This window comes from Achromobacter xylosoxidans, assembly GCF_001457475.1.
GTDB classification, from domain to species: Bacteria; Pseudomonadota; Gammaproteobacteria; order Burkholderiales; family Burkholderiaceae_B; genus Achromobacter; species Achromobacter xylosoxidans.
Genome location: NZ_LN831029.1, coordinates 2212703 through 2235911, shown reverse-complemented (window position 1 = coordinate 2235911; position 23209 = coordinate 2212703). Strand labels below are relative to the sequence as shown.

At 66.3% G+C, this 23209-nt stretch carries 11 protein-coding genes; 5 read left to right on the top strand and 6 right to left on the bottom strand.

Going from position 1 to position 23209, the window contains the following annotated elements:
- The first annotated feature begins 70 nt into the window (after positions 1 to 70).
- The 3 genes from artA (at position 71) to AT699_RS10035 (ending at position 12779) form a co-directional block, all read left to right on the top strand.
- Entirely contained in the window at positions 71 to 9961 is a 9891-nt protein-coding gene (gene artA, locus AT699_RS32175) for an RTX adhesin (protein ID WP_058207280.1), read from the top strand.
- Positions 9962 to 10095: 134 nt separating this feature from the next.
- Entirely contained in the window at positions 10096 to 10779 is a 684-nt protein-coding gene (locus AT699_RS10040; RefSeq protein ID WP_085941773.1) for a transglutaminase-like cysteine peptidase, read from the top strand.
- Between the two features lie 17 nt (positions 10780 to 10796).
- Positions 10797 to 12779 carry a bifunctional diguanylate cyclase/phosphodiesterase gene (locus tag AT699_RS10035; protein ID WP_024068377.1) on the top strand — a complete coding sequence of 661 codons (1983 nt, stop codon included), beginning with the start codon at positions 10797 to 10799 and terminating at the stop codon, positions 12777 to 12779.
- Between the two features lie 158 nt (positions 12780 to 12937).
- On the opposite strand, the gene AT699_RS10030 is transcribed toward AT699_RS10035, so the two are convergent.
- The 3 genes from AT699_RS10030 to AT699_RS10020 are packed head-to-tail and all read right to left on the bottom strand — an operon-like array spanning position 12938 to position 16392.
- Positions 12938 to 13777, bottom strand: a complete 840-nt coding sequence (locus tag AT699_RS10030) for a M48 family metallopeptidase (RefSeq protein WP_006387937.1) — start codon at positions 13775 to 13777, stop codon at positions 12938 to 12940.
- Positions 13778 to 13822: 45 nt separating this feature from the next.
- Positions 13823 to 14890, bottom strand: a complete 1068-nt coding sequence (aroC, locus tag AT699_RS10025) for a chorismate synthase (RefSeq protein WP_024068376.1) — start codon at positions 14888 to 14890, stop codon at positions 13823 to 13825.
- 35 nt (positions 14891 to 14925) lie between these two features.
- Positions 14926 to 16392, bottom strand: coding sequence for a putative bifunctional diguanylate cyclase/phosphodiesterase (locus tag AT699_RS10020; protein ID WP_035200073.1), 1467 nt, complete (start codon positions 16390 to 16392; stop codon positions 14926 to 14928).
- 534 nt (positions 16393 to 16926) lie between these two features.
- On the opposite strand from AT699_RS10020, the gene AT699_RS10015 reads away from it, so the two are divergent.
- A complete protein-coding gene (locus AT699_RS10015; RefSeq protein WP_024068374.1) occupies positions 16927 to 18891 on the top strand; it encodes a bifunctional diguanylate cyclase/phosphodiesterase in 1965 nt (654 codons plus the stop codon).
- A gap of 98 nt (positions 18892 to 18989) precedes the next feature.
- Positions 18990 to 20426 carry a sensor histidine kinase gene (locus tag AT699_RS10010; RefSeq protein ID WP_049051367.1) on the top strand — a complete coding sequence of 479 codons (1437 nt, stop codon included), beginning with the start codon at positions 18990 to 18992 and terminating at the stop codon, positions 20424 to 20426.
- On the opposite strand, the gene AT699_RS10005 is transcribed toward AT699_RS10010, so the two are convergent.
- From AT699_RS10005 to AT699_RS09995, 3 genes are all read right to left on the bottom strand, one after another.
- Positions 20408 to 21127, bottom strand: a complete 720-nt coding sequence (locus tag AT699_RS10005; protein WP_024068372.1) for a response regulator transcription factor — start codon at positions 21125 to 21127, stop codon at positions 20408 to 20410. The two genes, AT699_RS10010 and AT699_RS10005, sit on opposite strands and share 19 nt — an antisense overlap.
- A 214-nt stretch (positions 21128 to 21341) precedes the next feature.
- Positions 21342 to 22829, bottom strand: coding sequence for a protein adenylyltransferase SelO (locus AT699_RS10000; RefSeq protein ID WP_024068371.1), 1488 nt, complete (start codon positions 22827 to 22829; stop codon positions 21342 to 21344).
- Positions 22826 to 23197 carry a DUF2069 domain-containing protein gene (locus AT699_RS09995; protein WP_024068370.1) on the bottom strand — a complete coding sequence of 124 codons (372 nt, stop codon included), beginning with the start codon at positions 23195 to 23197 and terminating at the stop codon, positions 22826 to 22828. The genes AT699_RS10000 and AT699_RS09995 overlap by 4 nt, the downstream gene beginning before the upstream one ends.
- Positions 23198 to 23209 lie beyond the last annotated feature (12 nt).

Here is a 23209-nt window from a genome sequence, read left to right as displayed (position 1 = left end):
CAATACCGCCGCGCGGCGGCCCCCTCTAGTATCTAGGCCATCTTGGATAACTCCCTGAAACGGAACCAACATGGCCAACTCCTCCCCCGCAGTCGTCAACGAAATCACCGGTCGCGCGTGGATACGCAATAGCGACGGTTCCCTGACCGAGCTGCACCAAGGCAGCAAGGTGCCCGCCGGCAGCGACATCGTCACGGCATCGGGCGCCACGGTGGCGCTGCAGGTGGAAAATGGCATGCCGATCGTGATCGGCGAAGGCCGGGCGGTGGCGGTCACCGAGGACATGGCCGGCCCGCTGGCCGACCCGACCGAAGCGGCCGTGGCCGCGCCCAAGGGCACCGACTCCGACCGCCTGCTGGCGGCCTTGCAAGCGGGCCAGGATCCGTTCGACGTGCTGGATCCGACCGCCGCCACCCTGACCGGCGGCAGCGGCGACGACGGCGGCGGCAGCTTCGTGCGCCTGGCCCGCATCCTGGAAACCACCAGCCCGCTGGACCTGGCCTACCCCAATCCGGGCCGTGGCGCCGACACGATCGACCGCGCCTCCAGCGGCGCCGGCGGTGATGGCGCCGCCGCGGGCGACAACAACAACGCGCCCCTGGCCATCAATGACGTTGCCCGCACCGATGAAAAGAGCGCCGTGCGCGGCAACCTGCTGATCAACGACAGCGATCCCGACGGCGATCCGTTGAGCCTGGTCTCGATCAACGGCCGGCCCATGACGCCGAATGGCGTCGCTGTCACCGGCTCCAACGGCGGCACCTTCATCGTGCAGCCGGACGGCAGCTACGTGTTCGTGCCGGGCACCGGCTTCCAGCATCTGCCGGAGGGCCAGACCACGACCACCACGATTTCCTACGTGGTCACCGACCCCAGCGGCGCGACCTCCACCGCCACCGTGGAAGTGACCGTGGTCGGCGTCAATGACCCGGCCCAGATCACCGCCGCCAAGCCGGGCGACGACGCCGGCACGGTCAAGGAAGACGAAGTCTCCACCGCGAATGGCAAGCTCAATGTCGTCGACGCGGACGATGGCCAGTCGTTCTTCGTGGCCGTGGCCGACCGCGCGGGTGTGCACGGCACGTTCTCCATCGACGCCAACGGCAACTGGGTCTACAACCTGAACCAGGCCGACCCGCGCGTGCAGGCGCTGGCCGTGGGCGAGAAGCTGACCGAGACCTTCACCGTCACCACCGCCGACGGCACCACCGGCACGGTCACCATCACCATCAATGGCACCAACGACGCCCCGACCATCAGCGGCGAAGCGGCCGGCGACGTCAAGGAAGACGGCGCGCAGGAAGTCTCGGGCCAATTGGCCAAGCAGGACGTCGACACCAGCGACACCCATACCTGGTCCGTCAACGATGGCGGCAAGGGCCAGTACGGCACCCTGACCGTCGACCAGAACGGCAAGTGGACGTACGTGCTGGACAACAACAGCGACAAGGTCCAGGCGCTGGCCGAGGGCCAGAAGGTCACCGATACCATCACGGTGACCGTCGATGACGGCCACGGCGGCAAGGCCACCCAGGTCATCACGGTCACGGTCACGGGCACCAACGATGCCCCGACCATCAGCGGCACCACGGTCGGCGAGATCCGCGAAGACGACACCAGCGACACCGTGTCCGGCCAGTTGACCCAGCACGACGTCGATACCAACGACACCCACACCTGGACCGTCAACGATGGCGGCAAGGGCCAGTACGGCTCGTTCACGGTCGACGGCAGCGGCAAGTGGACCTACACGCTGGACAACGGCAGCGACAAGGTCCAGGCCCTGAAGGAAGGCGAAACGGTCACCGACACCATCACCGTGACCGTCGATGACGGCCATGGCGGCAAGGCGACTGAAACCATCACCGTCACCATCACCGGCACCAACGACACGGCCGTCATCACCCCGAGCAAGCCGGGCGACGATGCCGGCAACGTCAAGGAAGACGGCAACCTCGTCACCGGCGGCAAGCTGGACGTGACCGACAAGGACGCGGGCGAAGCCACCTTCAACCCGCAGACCGACGCCAAGGGCGAGCACGGCAAGTTCTCGATCGACGCCAACGGCAACTGGAAGTACGAACTCGACAACAACGATCCCAAGGTCCAGGCCCTGGCCGTGGGCGAGAAGCTGGTCGAGACCTTCACCGTCACCACCGCCGATGGCACCAAGAGCACCATCACCGTCACCATCGACGGCACCAACGATGATCCGACGCTGAGCGGCAAGACCGACGGCGCCGTGGCCGAGGACGGCACCACCAGCGCCACCGGCAAGCTGGACGTCACCGACGTCGACACTTCCGACACGCACACCTGGACCGTCAGCAACAACGGCGACGGCCAATACGGCAAGTTCACCGTCGATGCCAATGGCAATTGGAAGTACGAGCTGGACAACACCAGCGACAAGGTCCAGGCGCTGAAGGATGGCCAGAAGGTCACCGACACCATCACCGTGACTGTCGACGACGGCCATGGCGGCAAGGCGACTGAAACCATCACCGTCACCATCACCGGCACCAACGACACGGCCGTCATCACCCCGAGCAAGCCGGGCGACGATGCCGGCAACGTCAAGGAAGACGGCAACCTCGTCACCGGCGGCAAGCTGGACGTGACCGACAAGGACGCGGGCGAAGCCACCTTCAACCCGCAGACCGACGCCAAGGGCGATCACGGCAAGTTCTCGATCGACGCCAACGGCAACTGGAAGTACGAACTCGACAACGACGATCCCAAGGTCCAGGCCCTGGCCGTGGGCGAAAAGCTGGTCGAAACCTTCACCGTCACCACCGCCGACGGCACCAAGAGCACCATCACCGTCACCATCGACGGCACCAACGATGATCCGACGCTGAGCGGCAAGACCGACGGCGCCGTGGCCGAGGACGGCACCACCAGCGCCACCGGCAAGCTGGACGTCACCGACGTCGACACTTCCGACACGCACACCTGGACCGTCAGCAACAACGGCGACGGCCAATACGGCAAGTTCACCGTCGATGCCAATGGCAACTGGAAGTACGAGCTGGACAACACCAGCGACAAGGTCCAGGCGCTGAAGGATGGCCAGAAGGTCACCGACACCATCACCGTGACTGTCGACGACGGCCATGGCGGCAAGGCGACTGAAACCATCACCGTCACCATCACCGGCACCAACGACACGGCCGTCATCACCCCGAGCAAGCCGGGCGACGATGCCGGCAACGTCAAGGAAGACGGCAACCTCGTCACCGGCGGCAAGCTGGACGTGACCGACAAGGACGCGGGCGAAGCCACCTTCAACCCGCAGACCGACGCCAAGGGCGATCACGGCAAGTTCTCGATCGACGCCAACGGCAACTGGAAGTACGAACTCGACAACGACGATCCCAAGGTCCAGGCCCTGGCCGTGGGCGAAAAGCTGGTCGAAACCTTCACCGTCACCACCGCCGACGGCACCAAGAGCACCATCACCGTCACCATCGACGGCACCAACGATGATCCGAAGCTGAGCGGCAAGACCGACGGCGCCGTGGCCGAGGACGGCACCACCAGCGCCACCGGCAAGCTGGACGTCACCGACGTCGACACTTCCGACACGCACACCTGGACCGTCAGCAACAACGGCGACGGCCAATACGGCAAGTTCACCGTCGATGCCAATGGCAATTGGAAGTACGAGCTGGACAACACCAGCGACAAGGTCCAGGCGCTGAAGGATGGCCAGAAGGTCACCGACACCATCACCGTGACCGTCGACGACGGCCATGGCGGCACCGCCACCAAGACCATCACGGTCGATATCACTGGCACCAACGACGCAGCAGTCATCACCCCCAGCAAGGATGGCGATGACCAAGGCAACGTCCAGGAAGACGGCAACCTCACCACCGGCGGCAAGCTGGACGTGACCGACAAGGACGCGGGCGAAGCCACGTTCAACCCGCAGACCGACGCCAAGGGCGACCACGGCAAGTTCTCCATCGACGCCAACGGCAACTGGAAGTACGAACTCGACAACGACGATCCCAAGGTCCAGGCCCTGGCCGTGGGCGAAAAGCTGGTCGAGACCTTCACCGTCACCACCGCCGACGGCACCAAGAGCACCATCACCGTCACCATCGACGGCACCAACGATGATCCGAAGCTGAGCGGCAAGACCGACGGCGCCGTGGCCGAGGACGGCGCCACCAGCGCCACCGGCAAGCTCGACGTCACCGACGTCGACACTTCCGACACGCATACCTGGACCGTCAGCAACAACGGCGACGGCCAATACGGCAAGTTCACCGTCGATGCCAATGGCAACTGGAAGTACGAACTGGACAACACCAGCGACAAGGTCCAGGCCCTGAAGGATGGCGAGAAGGTCACCGACACCATCATCGTGACCGTCGACGACGGCCATGGCGGCACCGCCACCAAGACCATCACCGTCGACATCACCGGCACCAACGACGCTGCCGTCATCACCCCCAGCAAGCCGGGCGACGACAAGGGCACCGTCCAGGAAGACACCACCCTGACCGCCAACGGCAAGCTGGACATCGTCGACAAGGACGCCGGCGAAGCCACGTTCAAGCCGCAGACCGACTTCCATGGCCAGTACGGCACGTTCTCGATCGATGCCAACGGCAATTGGAGCTTCAAGCTCGACAACGACGCCAAGGCCATCCAGCAGCTGGGCGCCAAGGAAAGCCTGACCGAGACTTTCACGGTCACCAGCGCCGACGGCACCACGGGCCAGGTCGTCATCACCATCAACGGCACCAACGACGCGCCGACCATCACGGGCGCGGCCACCGGCGACGTCACCGAAGACGGCGCCAAGGCAGTGTCGGGCCAGTTGACCCAGCACGACGTCGACGTCAACGACAAGCACACCTGGTCGCTGGACAAAGACGGCAAGGGCCAGTACGGTTCGTTCACGCTCGACCAGAACGGCAAGTGGACCTACACGCTGGACAACGACAGCGCCAAGGTGCAGGCCCTGGCCGAAGGCCAGAAGGCCACCGAAACCATCACCGTGACCGTCGACGACGGCAACGGCGGCAAGGCCACCCAGGTCATTACCGTGACGGTCACCGGCACCAACGACGCCCCGACCATCACCGGCACGGCCACTGGCCAGATCCAGGAAGGCAGCAACCAGGACGTGAGCGGTCAGCTGACCAAGCACGACGTCGACACCAACGACACGCACACCTGGTCGCTGAACAATGACGGCAAGGGCCAGTATGGTTCGTTCACGCTTGACCAGAACGGCAAGTGGACCTACAAGCTCGACAACGCCAATCCGGACGTCAAGGCGCTCAAGGATGGCGAACACCTGACCGACACCATCACCGTGACCGTCGACGACGGCCATGGCGGCAAGGCCACCCAGGTCATCACCATCACCGTCGATGGCACCAGCGACGGCGCCGTGATCACCCCGAGCAGGCCGGGCGACGACAAGGGCACGGTCCAGGAAGACACCACCCTGACCGCCAGCGGCAAGCTCGACGTCGTCGATCCGGATGCCGGCGAGGCCGTATTCCGTCCGCAGACCGACTTCCAGGGCCAGTACGGCAAGTTCTCGATCGACGCCAACGGCAATTGGAGCTTCAAGCTCGACAACGACGCCAAGGCCATCCAGCAACTGGGCGCCAAGGACCATCTGACCGAGACCTTCACCGTCGTGACCGCCGACGGCACCACCGGCCAGGTCACCATTACCATCAACGGCACCAACGACGCCCCGACCATCTCGGGCGTGGCCACGGGCGCGGTCAAGGAAGACGCGGCCGACACCACCGTGTCCGGCCAGTTGGCCAAGCAGGACGTCGATGCCACCGACAAGCACACCTGGTCCGTCAACAATGAAGGCAAGGGCCAGTACGGCACCTTCACCGTCGACCAGAACGGCAAGTGGACCTATGTGCTCGACAATGACAGCGCCAAGGTCCAGGCGCTGACCGAAGGCCAGAAGGTCACCGACACCATCACCGTGACCGTCGACGACGGCAACGGCGGCACGGCGACCCAGGTCATCACCGTCGACATCACCGGCACCAACGATGCCGCCGTCATCACCCCGAGCAAGCCGGGCGACGACAAGGGCACCGTCCAGGAAGACACCACCCTGACGGCCAACGGCAAGCTGGACATCGTCGACAAGGACGCCGGCCAGGCTTCGTTCAAGCCGCAGACCGACTTCCAGGGCCAGTACGGCAAGTTCTCGATCGACGCCAACGGCAACTGGAGCTTCAAGCTCGACAACGACGCCAAGGCCATCCAGCAGCTGGGCGCCAAGGAGCACCTGACCGAGACCTTCACGGTCACCAGCGCCGACGGCACCACGAGCCAGGTCGTCATCACCATCAACGGCACCAACGACGCCCCGACCGTCAGCGGCACGGCCACCGGCGCCGTCGCCGAAGACGGCACCACGACCACGTCCGGCCAGCTGACCAAGACCGACGTCGACATCAACGACAAGCACACCTGGTCCGTCAACAATGAAGGCAAGGGCCAGTACGGCACCTTCACCGTCGACCAGAACGGCAAGTGGACCTATGTGCTCGACAATGACAGCGCCAAGGTCCAGGCGCTGACCGAAGGCCAGAAGGTCACCGACACCATCACCGTAACCGTCGACGACGGCAACGGCGGCACGGCGACCCAGGTCATCACCGTCGACATCACCGGCACCAACGACGCCGCCGTCATCACCCCCAGCAAGCCGGGCGACGACAAGGGCACCGTCCAGGAGGACACCACCCTGACCGCCAATGGCAAGCTGGACATCGTCGACAAGGACGCCGGCCAGGCTTCGTTCAAGCCGCAGACCGACTTCCAGGGCCAGTACGGCAAGTTCTCGATCGACGCCAACGGCAACTGGAGCTTCAAGCTCGACAACGACGCCAAGGCCATCCAGCAGCTGGGCGCCAAGGAGCACCTGACCGAGACCTTCACGGTCACCAGCGCCGACGGCACCACCGGCAAGGTGGTCATCACCATCAATGGCACCAACGACGCCCCGACGATCAGCGGCACGGCCTCCGGCGCCGTCAAGGAAGATGGCACCCAGACGGTGACTGGCCAGCTGGCCAAGGCAGACGTCGACGTCAACGACAAGCACACCTGGTCGTTGAACAACGACGGCAAGGGCCAGTACGGCACCTTCACGCTCGACCAGAGCGGCAAGTGGACCTATGTGCTGGACAACAACAGCGCCAAGGTCCAGGCCCTGGCCGAAGGCCAGAAGGCCACTGACTCCATCACGGTGACCGTGGACGACGGCAACGGCGGCAAGGCCACGCAGGTCATCACCATCGACATCACCGGCACCAACGACGCCCCGACCATCGGCGGCACCGCCACCGGCACCGTCAAGGAAGACGGCACGCTGGTCACCACCGGCCAACTGACCAAGACCGATGTCGACACCAACGACACGCACACCTGGTCCGTCAACAACGAGGGCAAGGGCCAGTACGGCACCTTCACCGTCGACCAGAACGGCAAGTGGACCTATACGCTGGACAACGCCAGCACCAAGGTCCAAGCCCTGAAGGAAGGCGAAACCGTGACCGACACCATCAAGGTCACGGTGGACGATGGCCATGGCGGCACGGCGGTCAAGGAGATCACCGTTACCGTCACCGGCACCAACGACATCGCCAAGATCACCGGCCAGTCCACCGGCGCCGTGATCGAGGACAAGACGCTGGTCACCACCGGCAAGCTGACGGTCTCGGACGCCGACGCCGGCCAGAGCGCGCTGATCGCCCAGGCCAACGTGGCGGGCAAGTACGGCACGTTCTCGATCGACGCCAACGGCAACTGGACCTACACGCTGAACAACAGCCTGAAGGTGGTCCAGGATCTGCCGCCGGGCGCCGTGCTGAAGGAAACCTTCGAGGTCGTCTCGGCCGATGGCACCGGCAAGCAGCTGATCACGGTCGACGTGATCGGCACCAACGACGCGCCGGTGGCCGCCGACAACGCCACCAGCGTCGATGTCGGCAGCAGCCACACCTTCACCGCCGCCGAGTTCAACTTCAATGACGGCGCCGAGGGCAACCAGCTCGACAGCGTTATCATTACGCGCCTGCCGACGGACGGCACTCTGACGCTCAACGGCCAGGCAGTCTCGGTCAATACCGTGGTTTCGGCCGCGGACATCGCCGCGGGCAAACTGGTCTACACGCCTTCGGCCTCGGGCCAGGACACCTCGTTCGGCTTCCAGGTGCGCGACGATGGCGGCACCGCCAACGGCGGCAAGGACACGTCGGGCGACTACAACTTCGCCATCAAGACCAACAACTTCATCTCGGGCGACAACGACGGCAGCGGCACCGGCACCAAGCCGCCCATCAACGGCGGCAGCGGCGACGACGTCATCCTTGGCGACAAGGGCGGCACCGTCACCACGGTCGAACCGGGCAAGAACTACAACATCGCGATCGTGGTGGACACGTCGGGCAGTATGTCGGAAGCCTCCGGCACCAAGGGCCTGACGCGCATGCAGCTGACCATCGACGCGCTCAAGAACCTGGCGAACACCCTCAAGGGCCATGACGGTATCGTCAACGTGGCGCTGATCGGCTTCGAATCGACGGCCAGCACCAAGTACACGATCAACGGCTTGAACGCGAGCAACGTCGGCGACCTGATCAAGGCCATCGAGAAGCTCAGCGCCAGCGGCGGCACCAACTACGAAGGCGCGTTCGACGAAGCCGTGAAGTGGTTCAACAAGCAGCCGACCTCCTCCAACGGCCAGGCCTTCGAGAACGTCACGTACTTCCTGACGGACGGCGATCCGACCTTCAGCAACCGTGGCAGCAACGGCGACTGGTGGTCGGGCGGCAGCACCACGAACTACTACGACATGAAGGACGCGGTCGACAAGTTCAAGGGCCTGAGCGGCAAGAGCACCGTGCACGCCATCGGCATCGGCACGGGGGTCAACGAGGCCTACCTGAAGTTCTTTGACAACTCGAGCACCACGGGAACGGGCACGGTCCGGATCGAAGGCACGAACATCACCGGCGCTGTCGGCCAGCCGCAGATCGTCAACACCGCCAAGGACCTGGCCGCGGCACTGCAGGGCGGTTCGTCCAGCACCGATCCGGCCGCCGTCGGCAACGACATCATCAACGGCGGCGCGGGCCACGACATCATCTTCGGCGACACCCTCAACACCGATGGCAACGTGCTGAACTGGGCCTCGGTGGGCGGCCGCCCCGCCGACCTGGTGCAGGGCTCGGGCCTGAAAGCGCTGCAAGTGTTCCTGGAGATGCGCGACGGACATGCGCCCACCAACGGCGACCTGTACCAGTACATCAAGGACCACCACGCCGACTTCAACCTGGCCGACGACCCGCGCGGCGGCGATGACACGATCCACGGCGGCACCGGCGACGACATCATCTACGGCCAGGGCGGCAACGATACCCTGTACGGCGACGATGGCAACGACATCATCTATGGTGGCGCCGGCGACGACAAGCTGTACGGCGGCGAAGGCAACGACGTGCTGCATGGCGGCTCGGGCAACGACACGCTGGAAGGCGGCAACGGCAACGACCTGCTGATCGGCGGCAAGGGCGACGACACGCTGATCGGCGGCGCCGGCAGCGATACCTTCAAGTGGGAACTGGGCGACCAGGGCACGACCGCCAAGCCGGCCGTCGACACCATCAAGGACTTCTCGCTGGACAAGCCCGCCGATGGCGGCGACGTCCTGGACCTGAAGGACCTGCTGGTCGGCGAAAAGGATGGCACCCTGACGCAATACCTGAACTTCCACAAGGAAGGCAACAACACGGTCATCGACGTCAACACCCAGGGCAAGCTTGGCACCCAGGGCGCGGACCAGAAGATCGTGCTGGAGAACGTCGACCTGACGCAGGGCGGCCAGCTGAACAACCAGGCCATCATCAATGACCTGTTGCAGAAGGGCAAACTGAACGTCGACCACAGCTAAGCAGCCTGCGGGCAGGGCCATTGCGCGGCCCTGCCCGTTCGGATGACAAGGTATGGCGACGCGGCGCGCAGGCGGCGCGGGGTTTTTTTCCGGATATCGACTGGATCACCCGGAAAAATGTGAAAATCCGTTTCATGCGATCAACCCGCCGTTTCCGCGCCACGCTGAATCTGTGCCGACTGGTTTTGCTCTGCCTGGCTTGCGGCTGGGGCGGAAGTTCCGCCCTGGAGATCAACGCCGAGAAGCTGCAAAGCCTGTCGGCCAGCCGCTATGGCGCGCGCGGCGCAAAGGCGGTAACGAACTGGCTGCAATTGCTGCGCGGCGCGGCGCCGCCGCTGGAAAAGGACCGGCTGACGCTGGCCAACGATTTCTGGAACCGCGCACTGCTGTCCGGCGAGGACATCACGATCTGGGGCAAGGATGACTACTGGGCCACCCCGCTCGAATCGCTGGGCAAGGGCGCGGGCGATTGCGAAGACTATGTCATCGGCAAGTATTTCACCCTGCTGTCGATGGGCGTGCCGGCCAACAAACTGCGCTTCATCTATGTCCGCGCGCGCGTGGGCGGCCCGGCCAGCAGCAGCCAGATCGCCCACATGGTGCTGGGCTACTACGAAACACCCAATGCGGTACCGCTGGTGCTGGACAGCCTGGTCTCGACCATCCTGCCGGCGTCGCAACGGCGCGACCTGACGCCGGTCTTCAGCTTCAACGCCGATGGCGTCTACGTCGACGGCAAACCCGCCGCACCGGTTGACCGTCTCAGCCGCTGGCGCGATCTACTCCAACGCATGGAACGGGAAGGCATACGCCCCTGACGTCCGGAACCAAGACTATGTCCATACTTCGACAGCTACTGCTCAGCGTAACCCTCGCGATCGGCGTCATCCTGCTGGGCACCCTGGCGCTCAGCGTCAACGCCGCGCGCGAATACCTGTCCGGGCAATTGCAGGTGCAGGCCACCGACGCCGCCGTGTCGCTGGCACTGTCGCTGTCGCAGCCGGCCAACAATGACCCGGTGGTGCAGGAACTGCTGGTGTCGGCGCTGTACGACGGCGGCCATTTCTCGCTGGTGCGGCTGGCCGACCCGGAAGGCAAGGTCCTGATCGAACGCCAGTCGACCGCCACGGCGGCCTCGGTGCCGGCCTGGTTCCGCGCGCTGGCGCCGCTGGATGCGCGCTCGGCCTCGCACGCGGTCAGCGACGGCTGGCGCCAGATCGGCGAAGTGACGCTGGTGGCCAACGACGCCTACGCCTGGGAAGCCCTGTGGCGCAGCAGCCTGCGCATGATCGCGCTGGTGCTGGGAGCCGGCCTGATCTGGGCGCTGTTCGCCTTCGCGCTGGTGGGATGGATCAAGAACCGCTTGTTGCGCGAGGTCAGCGACCACGTCCGCAGCATCGGCCAGGACTCGCCGCCGCAGCAGATGGAAGCGCGCGTGCCCGAGCTGTCCGGCGTGGTCCAGGCGCTGAACCAGACCCGTGAACGGGTCTACGCCAGCGTCGAGGAACAGAACGCCAAGATCGAATCCCTGGAACTGGAACTGAACCAGGACCCCGTCACGCGCCTGCCGAATCGCAAGTATTTCGTCAACGAATTCCGCCGCGCGCTCGACGCCGGTCCCGCCGCCGGCCCGGCATCGGCCCGCACCGGCATCGACGGCGGCCACGTGCTGGTGTTCCGCCAGCGCGACCTGGCCGACCTGAACCGCCACATGCCGCGCGAATTCATCGACCAGTGGCTGCGCACCGCCTGCGAACGCATCCAGGCCTCGCTCAAGTCCCTGCACGTGGCCGATCCGCTGCTGGCACGCCTGAACGGATCGGATTTCGCTTTGCTGCTGCCGGGCTGCGCCGCGCCGCAGGCCATGATGATCGCCGAGCAGTTGCGGGCCGACCTGCACGCCTCGCGCATCCCGGTGGGTGAAGGCCACCTGTGCCGCTGGGCCCAGGCCATGGCCGACTACAGCCGCGGCAACCAGGCCGGCCCGGTGCTGTCACGGCTCGATTTCGGCCTGATGCGGGCCGAGAGCGCCGGCAATGATCAGGTCGTGATCGCCGGCGCGGCGGATGCCCAGTCGCCGTCCGAGTCGGGCGAACGGGCCTGGAAGGATGCCATCCTGTCGGCCCTGGAAGCGCACCGTTTCGAGCTGGCCACCGAGCCGCTGTGCGACGCCGGCGGCGCGCCCATCCGCACGGAAGCCATGCTGATGTTGCGCATCGCCGCCGACCAGGCGCCGATCCCCGCCACGCTTTTCATTCCGCCCGCCGTGCGGCTGGACCTGGTTGCCGACTGCGACCTGGAGGCGGTCGCCCTGGGGCTGGACTGGCTCGCCAGTCACGATGGCGAGTTGACGTTGCGCGTCGCCCTGCCCTCGCTGCGCGGCCAGAAGTACTTCCGCCAGTTGGCCTTGTTGCTGACCGAACGCAAGGCGCTGGCGCGCCGCCTGTTTCTCGAAATCGACGCGCACGGGCTGGTCGAATGCCACGAACAGATCGCCACGCTGGCGCGGGTGGCGACCGAGTTCGGCGCGCATATCGGCGTGCGCCGCCTGGCGCAGCAGTTCGGCGCGGTGGCGCAACTGCACACCCTGCCCCTGTCCTATGTGAAGCTGGGCGGCGGTTTCGTCGGCGGCATGTCGCAAAGTCCGGGCAGCCAGCAATTGACTGCCTCGGTGCTGGAAACCGCCCGTAAACTGCGCATCGACGTCTACGCGGAAGACGTGCCGGACAGCGAAACGCGACGCATCCTGGCCGACCTGGGCATCCGCGTGATGCGCGGCCCCGGCGTCAAACTGCCGGCCTCGCCGGCAATGCACTAATGTGCTGTCCCGCAGATACGCCCGCACGAAATCCACCCCTTGAAGCCATGGCGTCGTTGCAAATCCTCGCGATACCTACGGGTAGCACTGCGGTTTGCGCCTAGCCCTGACGCCAAGGGATGGATTTCGTCATACGCACGCATCTACGGGACAGCACACTAGCGCGCCGCGCGCCCCTTCGATTGCTCGTACAGCGGCAGCACCTGCTGGGCCGCCCCTTGCAGGTCGGTGATGCGCGAGGCCGCCGACGGGTGGGTCGACAGGATCTCGGGCGGCGCGCTGCCATTGTCGGCGGCCCCCATCTTCTGCCATAACGTGACCGCCGCGCGCGGATCGAAGCCGGCGCGCGCCGCCAGCTCGACGCCCATGCGGTCGGCCTCGGTTTCATGCGTGCGGCTGTTGGGCAGCGTGAACATCACGTCGCTGAGCTTGCCGCCCAGGTCCGACGCGGCGCTCGAGCCGGTGGCGATGGACAGCACTTGCAGGCCCAGGTTGGTGGCCATCTGCTGCGACACGCGCTCGCGCGCATGTTCACGCAGCGCATGGGAGATCTCGTGCCCCAGCACCGCCGCCAGTTCATCATCGGTAGGTTTGATCTTGTTGATCAGGCCGGTATAGACGGCGATCTTGCCGCCCGGCATGCACCAGGCATTGACCTCGTCGCTGGTCAGCACGTGCACTTCCCATTTCCAGGCGGACGCATCGGGGCGGAACACGCCGGTCTGCGCGATCAGGCGCTGCGAGATGGCGCGCACGCGCGCCACCTGCTGCGCATCGCGATCGAGCAGGTTCTTGGCCTGCGCCTGCTTGATGATGTCGGCGTACTGCTGGTTTGCTTCCTGCTCCAGCGCCTGCGACGGCACCATGCTCGACATGTACTGGGTGCGGTTGACGCCGATGGCGCCCGACTGGGTGGTGTTCATCCCCGTGCAGCCCGCCAGGGTCGCCAGGGACAGCGCGGCCACCATGCGGCGCAACGGATAGCGGTCTAGGCTCATGCCAGCCTCCTACAAACGGTCAGGAACTCGGTAATGCGGCCGGTATCAGGCCGGCTCGCCGCACTGGCCGCGATGGCGCAGCGCGTGGTCGATCAGCACCAGGGCCAGCATGGCTTCGGCGATGGGCGTGGCGCGGATGCCGACACAGGGATCGTGACGACCCAGTGTCTGCACCATGACCGGTTCGTTGGCGCGGTTGACCGAGCGGCGCTCGACCCGGATGCTGGAAGTGGGCTTGATGGCCAGCGATACCGTCACCGGCTGGCCGGTCGAAATGCCGCCCAGCACGCCGCCGGCGTGGTTGGTCAGGAAACCGTCCGGCGTGATCTCGTCGCCGTGCTCGGAGCCGCGCTGCGCGATGCAATCGAAGCCGGCGCCGATCGAGACGCCCTTGACCGCGTTCAGGCCCATCATCACGTGGGCGATGTCGGCATCCAGGCGATCGTAGATGGGCTCGCCCCAGCCGGCGGGCAGGTTCTCGGCCACCACTTCGATGCGCGCGCCGACGGAATCGCCATCGCGGCGCAACTGGTCCATGTAGGCTTCCAGTTCGGGCACGACCTCGGCGTTGGGCGCGTAGAACGGGTTGTTCGGAACTTCGTCCCAGGACACGAAGGGAATCGCGATCGGGCCCAGCTGGCTCATGTAGCCGCGCACCTTCACGCCGTACTGCTCGGCCAGCCATTTCTTGGCCACGGCGCCCGCGGCCACCGTGGGCGCCGTCAGGCGCGCCGACGACCGGCCGCCGCCGCGCGGATCGCGCAGGCCGAACTTGCGCCAGTAGGCGTAGTCGGCGTGGCCCGGCCGGAAGGTGTCGGTGATGTTGGAGTAGTCCTTGCTGCGCGCATCGGTGTTGCGGATCAGCAGGCCGATGGGGGTGCCCGTGGTCAGGCCCTCGTACACGCCGGACAGGATCTCGACCTGGTCGGCTTCCTGGCGCTGGGTGACGTGGCGCGAGGTGCCGGGGCGGCGGCGGTCCAGTTCGAGCTGGATGTCGGCCGCCTCCAGGGGCATCCCGGGAGGGCAGCCATCGATGACGCAACCGATGGCCGGCCCGTGGGATTCGCCAAAATTCGTGACGGTGAACAGAGTACCGAGGGTATTGCCGGGCATAGGAAGTCAACAGGTGGGTTTGCAAGCAACCCCGATTATGACACCGCCGACGCCAAAGCCTGAATTTCCGCGGCCGGCGCCGGACGCCCCAGCAGGAAACCCTGCATCACGCGGCAGCCGAGCGATTTGAGGATCTCGCGCTGCCCCTCGGTCTCGACGCCTTCGGCCACGACCGGCAGGTGCATCGCCTGGCACAGCCCGAACAACGCCGACACCACTTCGCGGCTGCCGGCGTCGGACTCGAGCGCGGAGATGAAGCTGCGGTCGATCTTGACCCAGTCGATGGGCAGGTGGCGCAGATGGTTCAGGCTGGAATAGCCGCAGCCGAAGTCGTCCAGCGCCACGCCGATGCCCTTGGCACGCAGCGTGTTCAGGATCTTCACGTGCCGCTCGTAATGCAGGATGAAGATCGACTCGGTGATCTCCAGCACCAGCTTGCGCGGCGCCAGCTTGGTCGAGGCCAGCACGTCGGAAACCAGTTGCACCAGGCTGTCTTCGTTCATCTGCTTGACCGACAGATTGACGTGCACGCGCCAGGCGGGCGGCCACAGCGCCGCCTGCGAGCAGGCGCGCTCCAGGATCCAGGCGCCCAGCGGCACGATCAGGCCGCTGCGCTCGGCCAGTTCGATCGTCACGGCGGGCGACACGCTGCCCAGTTCGGGGTGGTGCCAACGCAACAGGGCCTCGCAGCCCTGCACCACGCCGGTGCCACTGTCACACACCGGCTGGTAGTACAACTCGAACTGGTCCATGGCCGCCGTGGTCAGCGCCAGCCGCAGGTCGTTCTCCAGCCCCTGCTGATCGCGCTGGCGCGCCAGCAGGCGGAAATCGAACATGTTCCAGCCCGGCCCGCCGCGCTCCTTGAGCGGCACCATCGCCACCTGCACGCAGCGTTGCAGCTCTTCCACACTGCGACCGTGGTCTGGATACAACGCCGCCCCCACGCGGAACACCGCGATCAGGGGCCGACCGCCCAGTTCGTAGGGCACGGACAGGTCCTCGAGCAGCTTGGCCGACACCTGGGCGGCGCCCACCTCGTCCACGTCGGGAATGCACACCGTGAATGCGTCGGTGCCGGTACGCGCCACCATCCCACCGAGCGCGCGCGTCAACAGACTGAGCCGGTCCGCCACCATCACCAACAGCGTCTGGTCCTCGCCCGCGCGCAGCATGGCGCTGATCTCGGCGTACTGGTCGAAGCTGACCAGAAAAAAGGCGCCGATGCCCCGAGAGCCGGCGCGGGCACGCGAAATACCCAGGGATTCGCGCTCATCCTGGGCCGAGCCGCGGGGTCCGAAAATGCCTCGGCCCGACTGCCTTTCGGCCTGGTTCAGCCAGGCGCGCGCGCGGCGCTGCAGCTCCTGCTGGCTCAGGACACCGGTCAATTCGTCACGCGTCAATCGTCCGCGCAGGACGCGTTCCCGGCGGACGAAAAACAAACATATCGCTGCAAGTGCGCCCGCGAGCGTCAGGCACAGTGCGAGCAGGTAACTCTCACGCACGGAGCCCCCTATCTAGAAACCCTTGGCGTTGTGGTCCGGAAAGAAACCCAAGGGCTGTAACATTTTTTAAATTATGCATTATTTTCGCAAAAAAACGCCACACTTCAGGAGCAACGCGCTCCCTTTCCTTCGATTCCTGCCCTGATCTGATTGCTCGCGAGGGGTCATGACGGTCCTTGGATAGCAGTCGCTGGCCGCTCCATTGCGCCATGCCGTGCCCTTACTACGACACCCTGGGCCGGAAAATTAATACGGCCTGTCTCAATAGTTATCATCCGGGCAATTATCACGAACGAAATAATTGCACAGGTTGTCTGATATCGCAGTTGATTTCGTAATATTCTGTATGTTCTGTGACATGCGGAATTACAGCGTATACGGCGACACTGAGGTATTAGTAACGTGTGTCACGTTTCTTATCCAGCATTTTTCCCCATCGGGCACTTGCGTGGCCTGACGTTCCCCCCTTTCATTGGCAGGCCGGCATCGAACGGCACCGGCAACGGTGCAGGCCACGAAGGGAATCCTTGATCCATGTCCACACTACGCCGGCTGATCCTCTGCACCGCCCTCCTGATTGCCTTCATCCTGCTCGGCGCCCAGGCCCTGGGGATGCTGGCCGCCCATCGCTATCTGAACACCCAGCTGGCGCAGCAGGGACAGGCCGGCGCGAGCGCCCTGGCCTGGGCCCTGTCGCACGACGCGGCCGGCGACCAGGACAAGGCCAGGCTGGCCGATGACCTCTTCGCGGCCGGCACCTACGCCCTGGTGCGGATCACGGGCGAAAACGGGGACACCCAAGTCGAGCGGCGCGAGCCCGCGCCCGACCGGCCGGACCTGGCGCGCGACTGGCGCAACGGCTGGCTGGCGATGGAAGCGCCAGCGGCCACCCGGCCCTATCAGGCGCCCGACGGCCGCCGGCTCGGCACGGTCACGGTCCAGGCCGACGCCCGGCTGGCGCGCGACACGCTGTGGCAGGGCGGCGTGCGGGTCATCGGCCTGACGTTGGCCGCGGCCGTCTTCTGGGTGCTGTTCGCCGCCAACCTGTTGCGCTGGATCGAAGCGCGCGCCGCCCGGGAGATCCACGACCGGGCACGCGCGCAGGCGCCGGACGGCGGTGCGCCCGGCCGCCCCGGCGAACTGACGGACCAGGCCCTGGTCGACGCGCAGCGGCAGGTCGCCGCGACGGTGCAGGAACAGAACGCACGAATCGAATCGCTGCAGAGCGAAATCCATCGGGACGCCGTCACCCGCCTGCCCAACCGCAAGTACTTCATCGACCATTTCCGCCAGGCCCTGGCGGACCCGGCGCCCGAGGCCGGCGGGCACATCCTGATGTTCCGGCAACGCGACCTGGCGCAGATCAACCGACATTTGTCGCGCGCCTTCACCGACCAATGGCTGCGCTCATCCTCCGACCGCCTGCGCAAGCTGGTCGACGGCGGCGGTGATGGCGACATGACGCTGGCGCGGATCAGCGGCTCGGACTTCGCACTGTTGATGCCGCGCACCTCGGCGCCCCAGGCCGGTCTGCTGGCCGAGCGCGTGCGGCATGAACTGCGGTCGCTGCGCGTGCCGATGGACAAACACGGCTGGTGCCGCTGGGCCCTGGCGATGGCGGCCTTCACGCCCGGCGACAACATCAGCGACACCTTGGCGCGGCTGGATCATGCGCTGATGTGCGCGGAAAGCGCCGACGATGACCAGATCGCCCCGGCCAGCCAGGCCGCCGACAGTACGCGCATCGGCGAATACAGCTGGCACGACGCGCTGTCCACGGCGCTGGAGCAACATCGTTTCTCGCTGTCGGTCCAACCCTTGGCCGACGTGTCCGGCGCCCTGTTGCACTACGAGGCCAGCCTGACGCTGCACGATGCCGACGGCGCCGACCCGGTGCCGGCCTCGATCTTCATGCCACCCGCGGTGCGATTGGGGCTGTCGGCGGAATGCGACATCCAGGCCATCCGCCTCGGGCTGGACTGGCTCTACACCCATGCCGACGCGCTTACCGTGCATGTCTCGCTGGCCTCGCTGGCGCAGGGCGCTTTCCTGTCGAGGCTGGAACGCATGCTGGCCGACCGGCCGGCCCTGGCGTCACGGCTGATCCTGGAAGTGGATGCCGCGGCGCTGGTGGAGCACGGCGCCGACATGCGCCAGCTGTGCCAGATCGTCAGCCAGGGCGGCGGCCGTATCGGCCTGTCGCGCCTGTCGCAGCAGTTCGGCGCGATGGAACACCTGCACGAATATCCCTTGTCCTACGTGAAGCTCTGCGGCGGCTTCGTCACCGGCATCCTGCACAGCCCGGGCAGCCAGCACCTGGCGGCCACCGTCGTGGCCACCGCGGTATCCCTGCGGATGTCGGTATACGCCGAAGATGTGCCCGACGAAGCCACCCGCGCCATCCTGGAGCAAATCGGTGTCCGCGCGATTCGTGGCGCTGTCGTAAACTTCGCCCGCGCGCACGACCTCGCGCCTGACCAACAATGGGTTTCTAGTTGACGGAAGGATTGTTTCTTCGCACCCGCTGGCGGTCGCGCCAGCGCCGCGCGCCGCGCGCCCGTCCGGCCGGATCCGCCTGGCCGGAATGGCTGGGCGCCGTGCTTTTCTGGCCAGGCACCGCCCTGGCCGCCGGATCCGGCCATTCCCCTCCAGACCTGCAGATCGGCCTTGCCGCAGGCATCGCCGTGGCTTGCGCCGCGGCCTGCGCCGTCGCCTGGATTTATTCGCGCGCGGCGATCTTTGGCGCCGGCCTGGCATTCGCGCTGGTCGAAGGCATATTGCGCGCCCAGCCGGCGCTGTTTCCCGCCGGCGCATTGCAGGCAGGTTCGTACGCCGCGCTGCTGGCCCTGTCCATTCCCCTGATCTCGGGCCGCCCCGTCGCCTCGCGGCTGGCCGCGGCCTGCCACTGGACCTGCATCGCATTGACCGGCGTGGCAGCGCTGGCGCTGATCTTCGTCTATGACGGTGACGGCGGCATGGCGCCTGCGCTGATCGCCGGCGCGGGCGCCGCCGCCAGCGCGGCACTGGCCCTGTGGTTCCTGGCCGCGGCGGCGCGATCCGGCCCGCAAAGGGCCGCGACGGCGGCGCTGGGCCTGGCCTATCTGCTGTCGATCGCGATCCTGGCGCGCGACGCCGGATTCGTGCCCGGCGACGGCTCCCTGGTGTTGCCGCTGGCGCGGCTGCTGCTGGTGCTGGCCGCCCTGCTCCTGGCCGGGTTGGCCCAGCGCGGCACAGGCTCGGCCGCCCCCCACGCCAGGGCCGACGCCGACCAATTGGTACAGGGCGAACTGCGGCTGGTGGAAATGGCGAGCGCGCTGGACACGCAGCGCCAGATGAACGCCCTGATCTCGCACGAACTGCGAGCGCCGCTGGCCACGATCAGCGCGGCCGCCCAGTCGCTCGACATGATCCTGTCCGGCAGCGGCGAAACCGTCGATAGCCGCCTGGCCCGCATTCACCGGTCGGTGAGCCGGATGACCGAGCTGATGGAGCAACTGCTGAACCAGGACCGGCTCGGGGAACAGGCCTGGACGCCGCGCGGCGAACTGACCGACATGTCCGAGCTGGCCAGCGACGTCGTCATGGCCATGCAGCCCGACACCGCCCACGCGCTGCGCCTGCAGACGAGCGGCGATGCGTTGCCGGTGTACTGCGACCGCCCGTTGACCAGCGTGGTGGTCCGCAACCTGATCCACAATGCCGTCAAGTATTCGCCGGCCAGCGAACCGATCCGGATCGAAACCGGCCAGGTCGAGGTAAACGGCGCGCCGATGGCATGGGTAGCGGTGACCGACCGCGGCCCGGGCATCGGCCCGGATGAACAGGCGCGCATCTTCGAGCCGCGCTTTCGTCGCGCCGCGCATCGCGAGACCCAGGGGATGGGGATCGGCCTGTACCTGGCGCGGCGCATCTGCCAGAGCCAGGGCGGTTCACTGACGATGCAAAGCGAAGTGGGCGTAGGCACGCGTTTCGTGATTACGCTGCCCGCCCGGGCGCCCGCGCCGGGCGAGCGCGATCAGGCGGCGAATACGTAGCCCTGTCCGCGTACCGACAACACCGGCAGCTTCAGGCCCGCGCTCTGCGCCTTGGCGCGCAAGCGACTCACCAGCACATCGATACGGCGCAGTTCGAAGCCGCCCGGGCTGTCGGGCAGGAACAGCTCGGCCAATGCCTGGCGGCTGACCGCCGAACCCGCCGCATCCATCAAGGCCATGAGAAAAGTGCGCTCCTGGGCGCTCAGGTGCAGCGAGGCGCCGTCCGGCGCCACCAGGATCCAGCCGCCGTCCTGCAACGACCAGGAGGTGTCGGCGGCCGCGCGCGTTTCAGCATCGACCGGCCGCGGCGCCTTGGCCAGGCGCATGCGGCGCGCCAGGCTGCGGATGACCGAACTGAGTTCGAGCAGGTCGACCGGCTTGGTCATGTAGACATCGGCGCCGCCTTCCAGGCCGCGCACCCGGTCTTCGAGCGCGCTGCGGCCCGTCAGCATGACGATGCCGACGGGGCTGAGCGCCCGCAGGCGCGTCGCCACTGAAAAACCGTCCTCTCCGGGAAGATGGGCATCCAGAATGACGATATCGCAGGGTTGCTCCTGCAAACGGCGGTAAAACGCCGCGGCATTGTCACAGGCGAACGCCACACGGAAACCGTACCCGCCCAGGCCCAACGCCAACTCCTCCCGGAAGTCCGCATCATCCTCAAGCAGGCCGATACACAGCAAACCATCTGCGCCAGGCATATTCAGAGTGCTTTATATTGAAAATTGTCGACAAATGCCCCAGTGACAGGCATGCCATCCTGAGTGTCCCGCAGGCGACAATCTTACGACTTTTACAATGGAAACGAATGATTGCAGAGAAAAAAACTGCGATTTTTCGCCTCATTGCGCCAATTTTCCGCATCTTCCGCGCTCAAAAGACGATTTTGTCGTCACCAAACGCGCAAAACGAACATCAAGACGAACAGCTGACTTCGATGCCGTTGGCCCAGTCCGGCGGCAGGCCGGCATACTTTTCGTAGCCAACTCTGGCCGTGAACGGCGCCCGCAACAACGTCATCAGGGTGTCGATCTCGCTGGCGTCGCCGGCCTTGGCGGCGCGGATCGCCTCTTCCGCCAGATGGTTGCGCAATACATATAAGGGGTTGACCCGGTTCATGGCCTCGGCCACCTCGGCCGCCGGACGCCCGTCCTGGGCGTGGCGCGCCAGCAGGCGGTCGAGCCAGGCCGACGCGGCGGCGCGGTCTATGAACAGGTCCTGGAACGGGGCCCGGTCGCCCGACACCGCATCGGCCAGGCGGCGCCAGGTCAGGGTGAAGTCGGCCTGGTTGGCGTCCATCAGCTTGAGCAGGTCGTCCAGCAACGGTTCATCCGCCGGCCGCCACGCCGCCAGGCCCATCTTGGCGCCCATGCGGTCATGGAAAGCGCGCGTGAACACGCCTTCGAATTCGTCCAGCACGGCGCGCAAGCCGTCGACGTCCGGGGCCAGCGTGTGCAGGCTGCCGCCCAGCCGGTAGAGATTCCACAGGGCCACGGAAGGCTGCCGATTCCAGGAATAACGGCCTTCCGAATCGGAATGGTTGCAGACATGGCCCAACCGGAATCCGTCCATGAAGCCGTAGGGACCATAGTCGAGGGTGAGGCCCAGGATCGACATGTTGTCGGTGTTCATGACCCCGTGGCAGAACCCCACGGCCTGCCAATCCGCCATCAGCAGCGCGGTGCGCCGGGTGACTTCGCGCAGCAGCCCCACATAGGGCGCGGCCTCGTCCTGGGGTTCACCGGCCGGCGCGGCCCGGCATTCGGGGTAATAGCGGTCGATCACGTAGTCGGCCAGCGTCCTGAGCATGTCCGGCTGGCGGCGCGAGGACCAGTGTTCGAATGAACCGAAGCGCACGAAGCTGGGCGACATGCGCGTCACGATGGCGGCGGTTTCCACGGTTTCGCGCCACACCGGATCGTCCGAGGCGACCAGCGCCAGTGCGCGGGTGGTCGGTATGCCCAGGCCGTGCATGGCCTCGCTCGCCAGGTATTCGCGCATCGACGAGCGCAGCACGGCGCGGCCGTCGCCCATGCGTGAATAAGGCGTCAGGCCCGACCCCTTGAGCTGCAGCTCCCAGGCGCCGCCCGGTCCCTGGATTTCGCCCAGCAAATGGGCGCGGCCGTCGCCCAGTTGCCCTGCCCAGACGCCGAACTGATGGCCGCTGTAGACCGCGGCCAGCGTATCGCCGCCGGGCAACGGCTCGGCGCCTGAAAACACCCGCAGGAATTCCGGCGTCCGCAGCGCCGACGGGTCCAGCCCGATCAATGCCGCCGCATCCGCATTGGCATGCAGCAGGCGCGGCTGGTTCAGCGGCTGGGGCGCCAGGCGGGTGTAGAACGCGGCCGGCAATGCGGCAAACGAGTTGACGGCCCGCAGGTCGGACAGGGAATGGACGTTCACGCGCGTTGCCTCCTGGCGGCCCGCTTGGCCGGCCGCACATAGAAAATGGCGCTGAAGAAGAAAATCGTCGACAGCGCGATCTCGCCCCACGCCATCAGCACCGACAGCGGCGCCGGGTCCGACATGGCGCGCACCGCCCCCTCCATCAGGTACAGCAGCGACAACATCGCAGCCCACTGGTAGGTGTAGAGATTGCCGCGCACGATGCCGCGCAGCGGCAGCGCCAGCGGCAAGGCCTTGAGCAGCATCCAGGAGCCCCCCGGGCGCAGCGGCGCCGCCAGCGTCTCCCAGGTGACGCACAGCACGATCAGGGCGAACAGCGACACCGAGGCCGCCAGGCGCAAGCGAGGGTTGAGTTCAGGGTTCATGCTGCTATTATC

Bases quoted from the DNA above. Each gene is read 5' to 3' on its own strand.
- artA (WP_058207280.1), top strand. From the start codon at position 71: ATGGCCAACTCCTCCCCCGCAGTCGTCAACGAAATCACCGGTCGCGCG.
- AT699_RS10040 (WP_085941773.1), top strand. From the start codon at position 10,096: ATGCGATCAACCCGCCGTTTCCGCGCCACGCTGAATCTGTGCCGACTG.
- AT699_RS10035 (WP_024068377.1), top strand. From the start codon at position 10,797: ATGTCCATACTTCGACAGCTACTGCTCAGCGTAACCCTCGCGATCGGC.
- AT699_RS10030 (WP_006387937.1), bottom strand. From the start codon at position 13,777: ATGAGCCTAGACCGCTATCCGTTGCGCCGCATGGTGGCCGCGCTGTCC.
- aroC (WP_024068376.1), bottom strand. From the start codon at position 14,890: ATGCCCGGCAATACCCTCGGTACTCTGTTCACCGTCACGAATTTTGGC.
- AT699_RS10015 (WP_024068374.1), top strand. From the start codon at position 16,927: ATGTCCACACTACGCCGGCTGATCCTCTGCACCGCCCTCCTGATTGCC.
- AT699_RS10005 (WP_024068372.1), bottom strand. From the start codon at position 21,127: ATGCCTGGCGCAGATGGTTTGCTGTGTATCGGCCTGCTTGAGGATGAT.
- AT699_RS09995 (WP_024068370.1), bottom strand. From the start codon at position 23,197: ATGAACCCTGAACTCAACCCTCGCTTGCGCCTGGCGGCCTCGGTGTCG.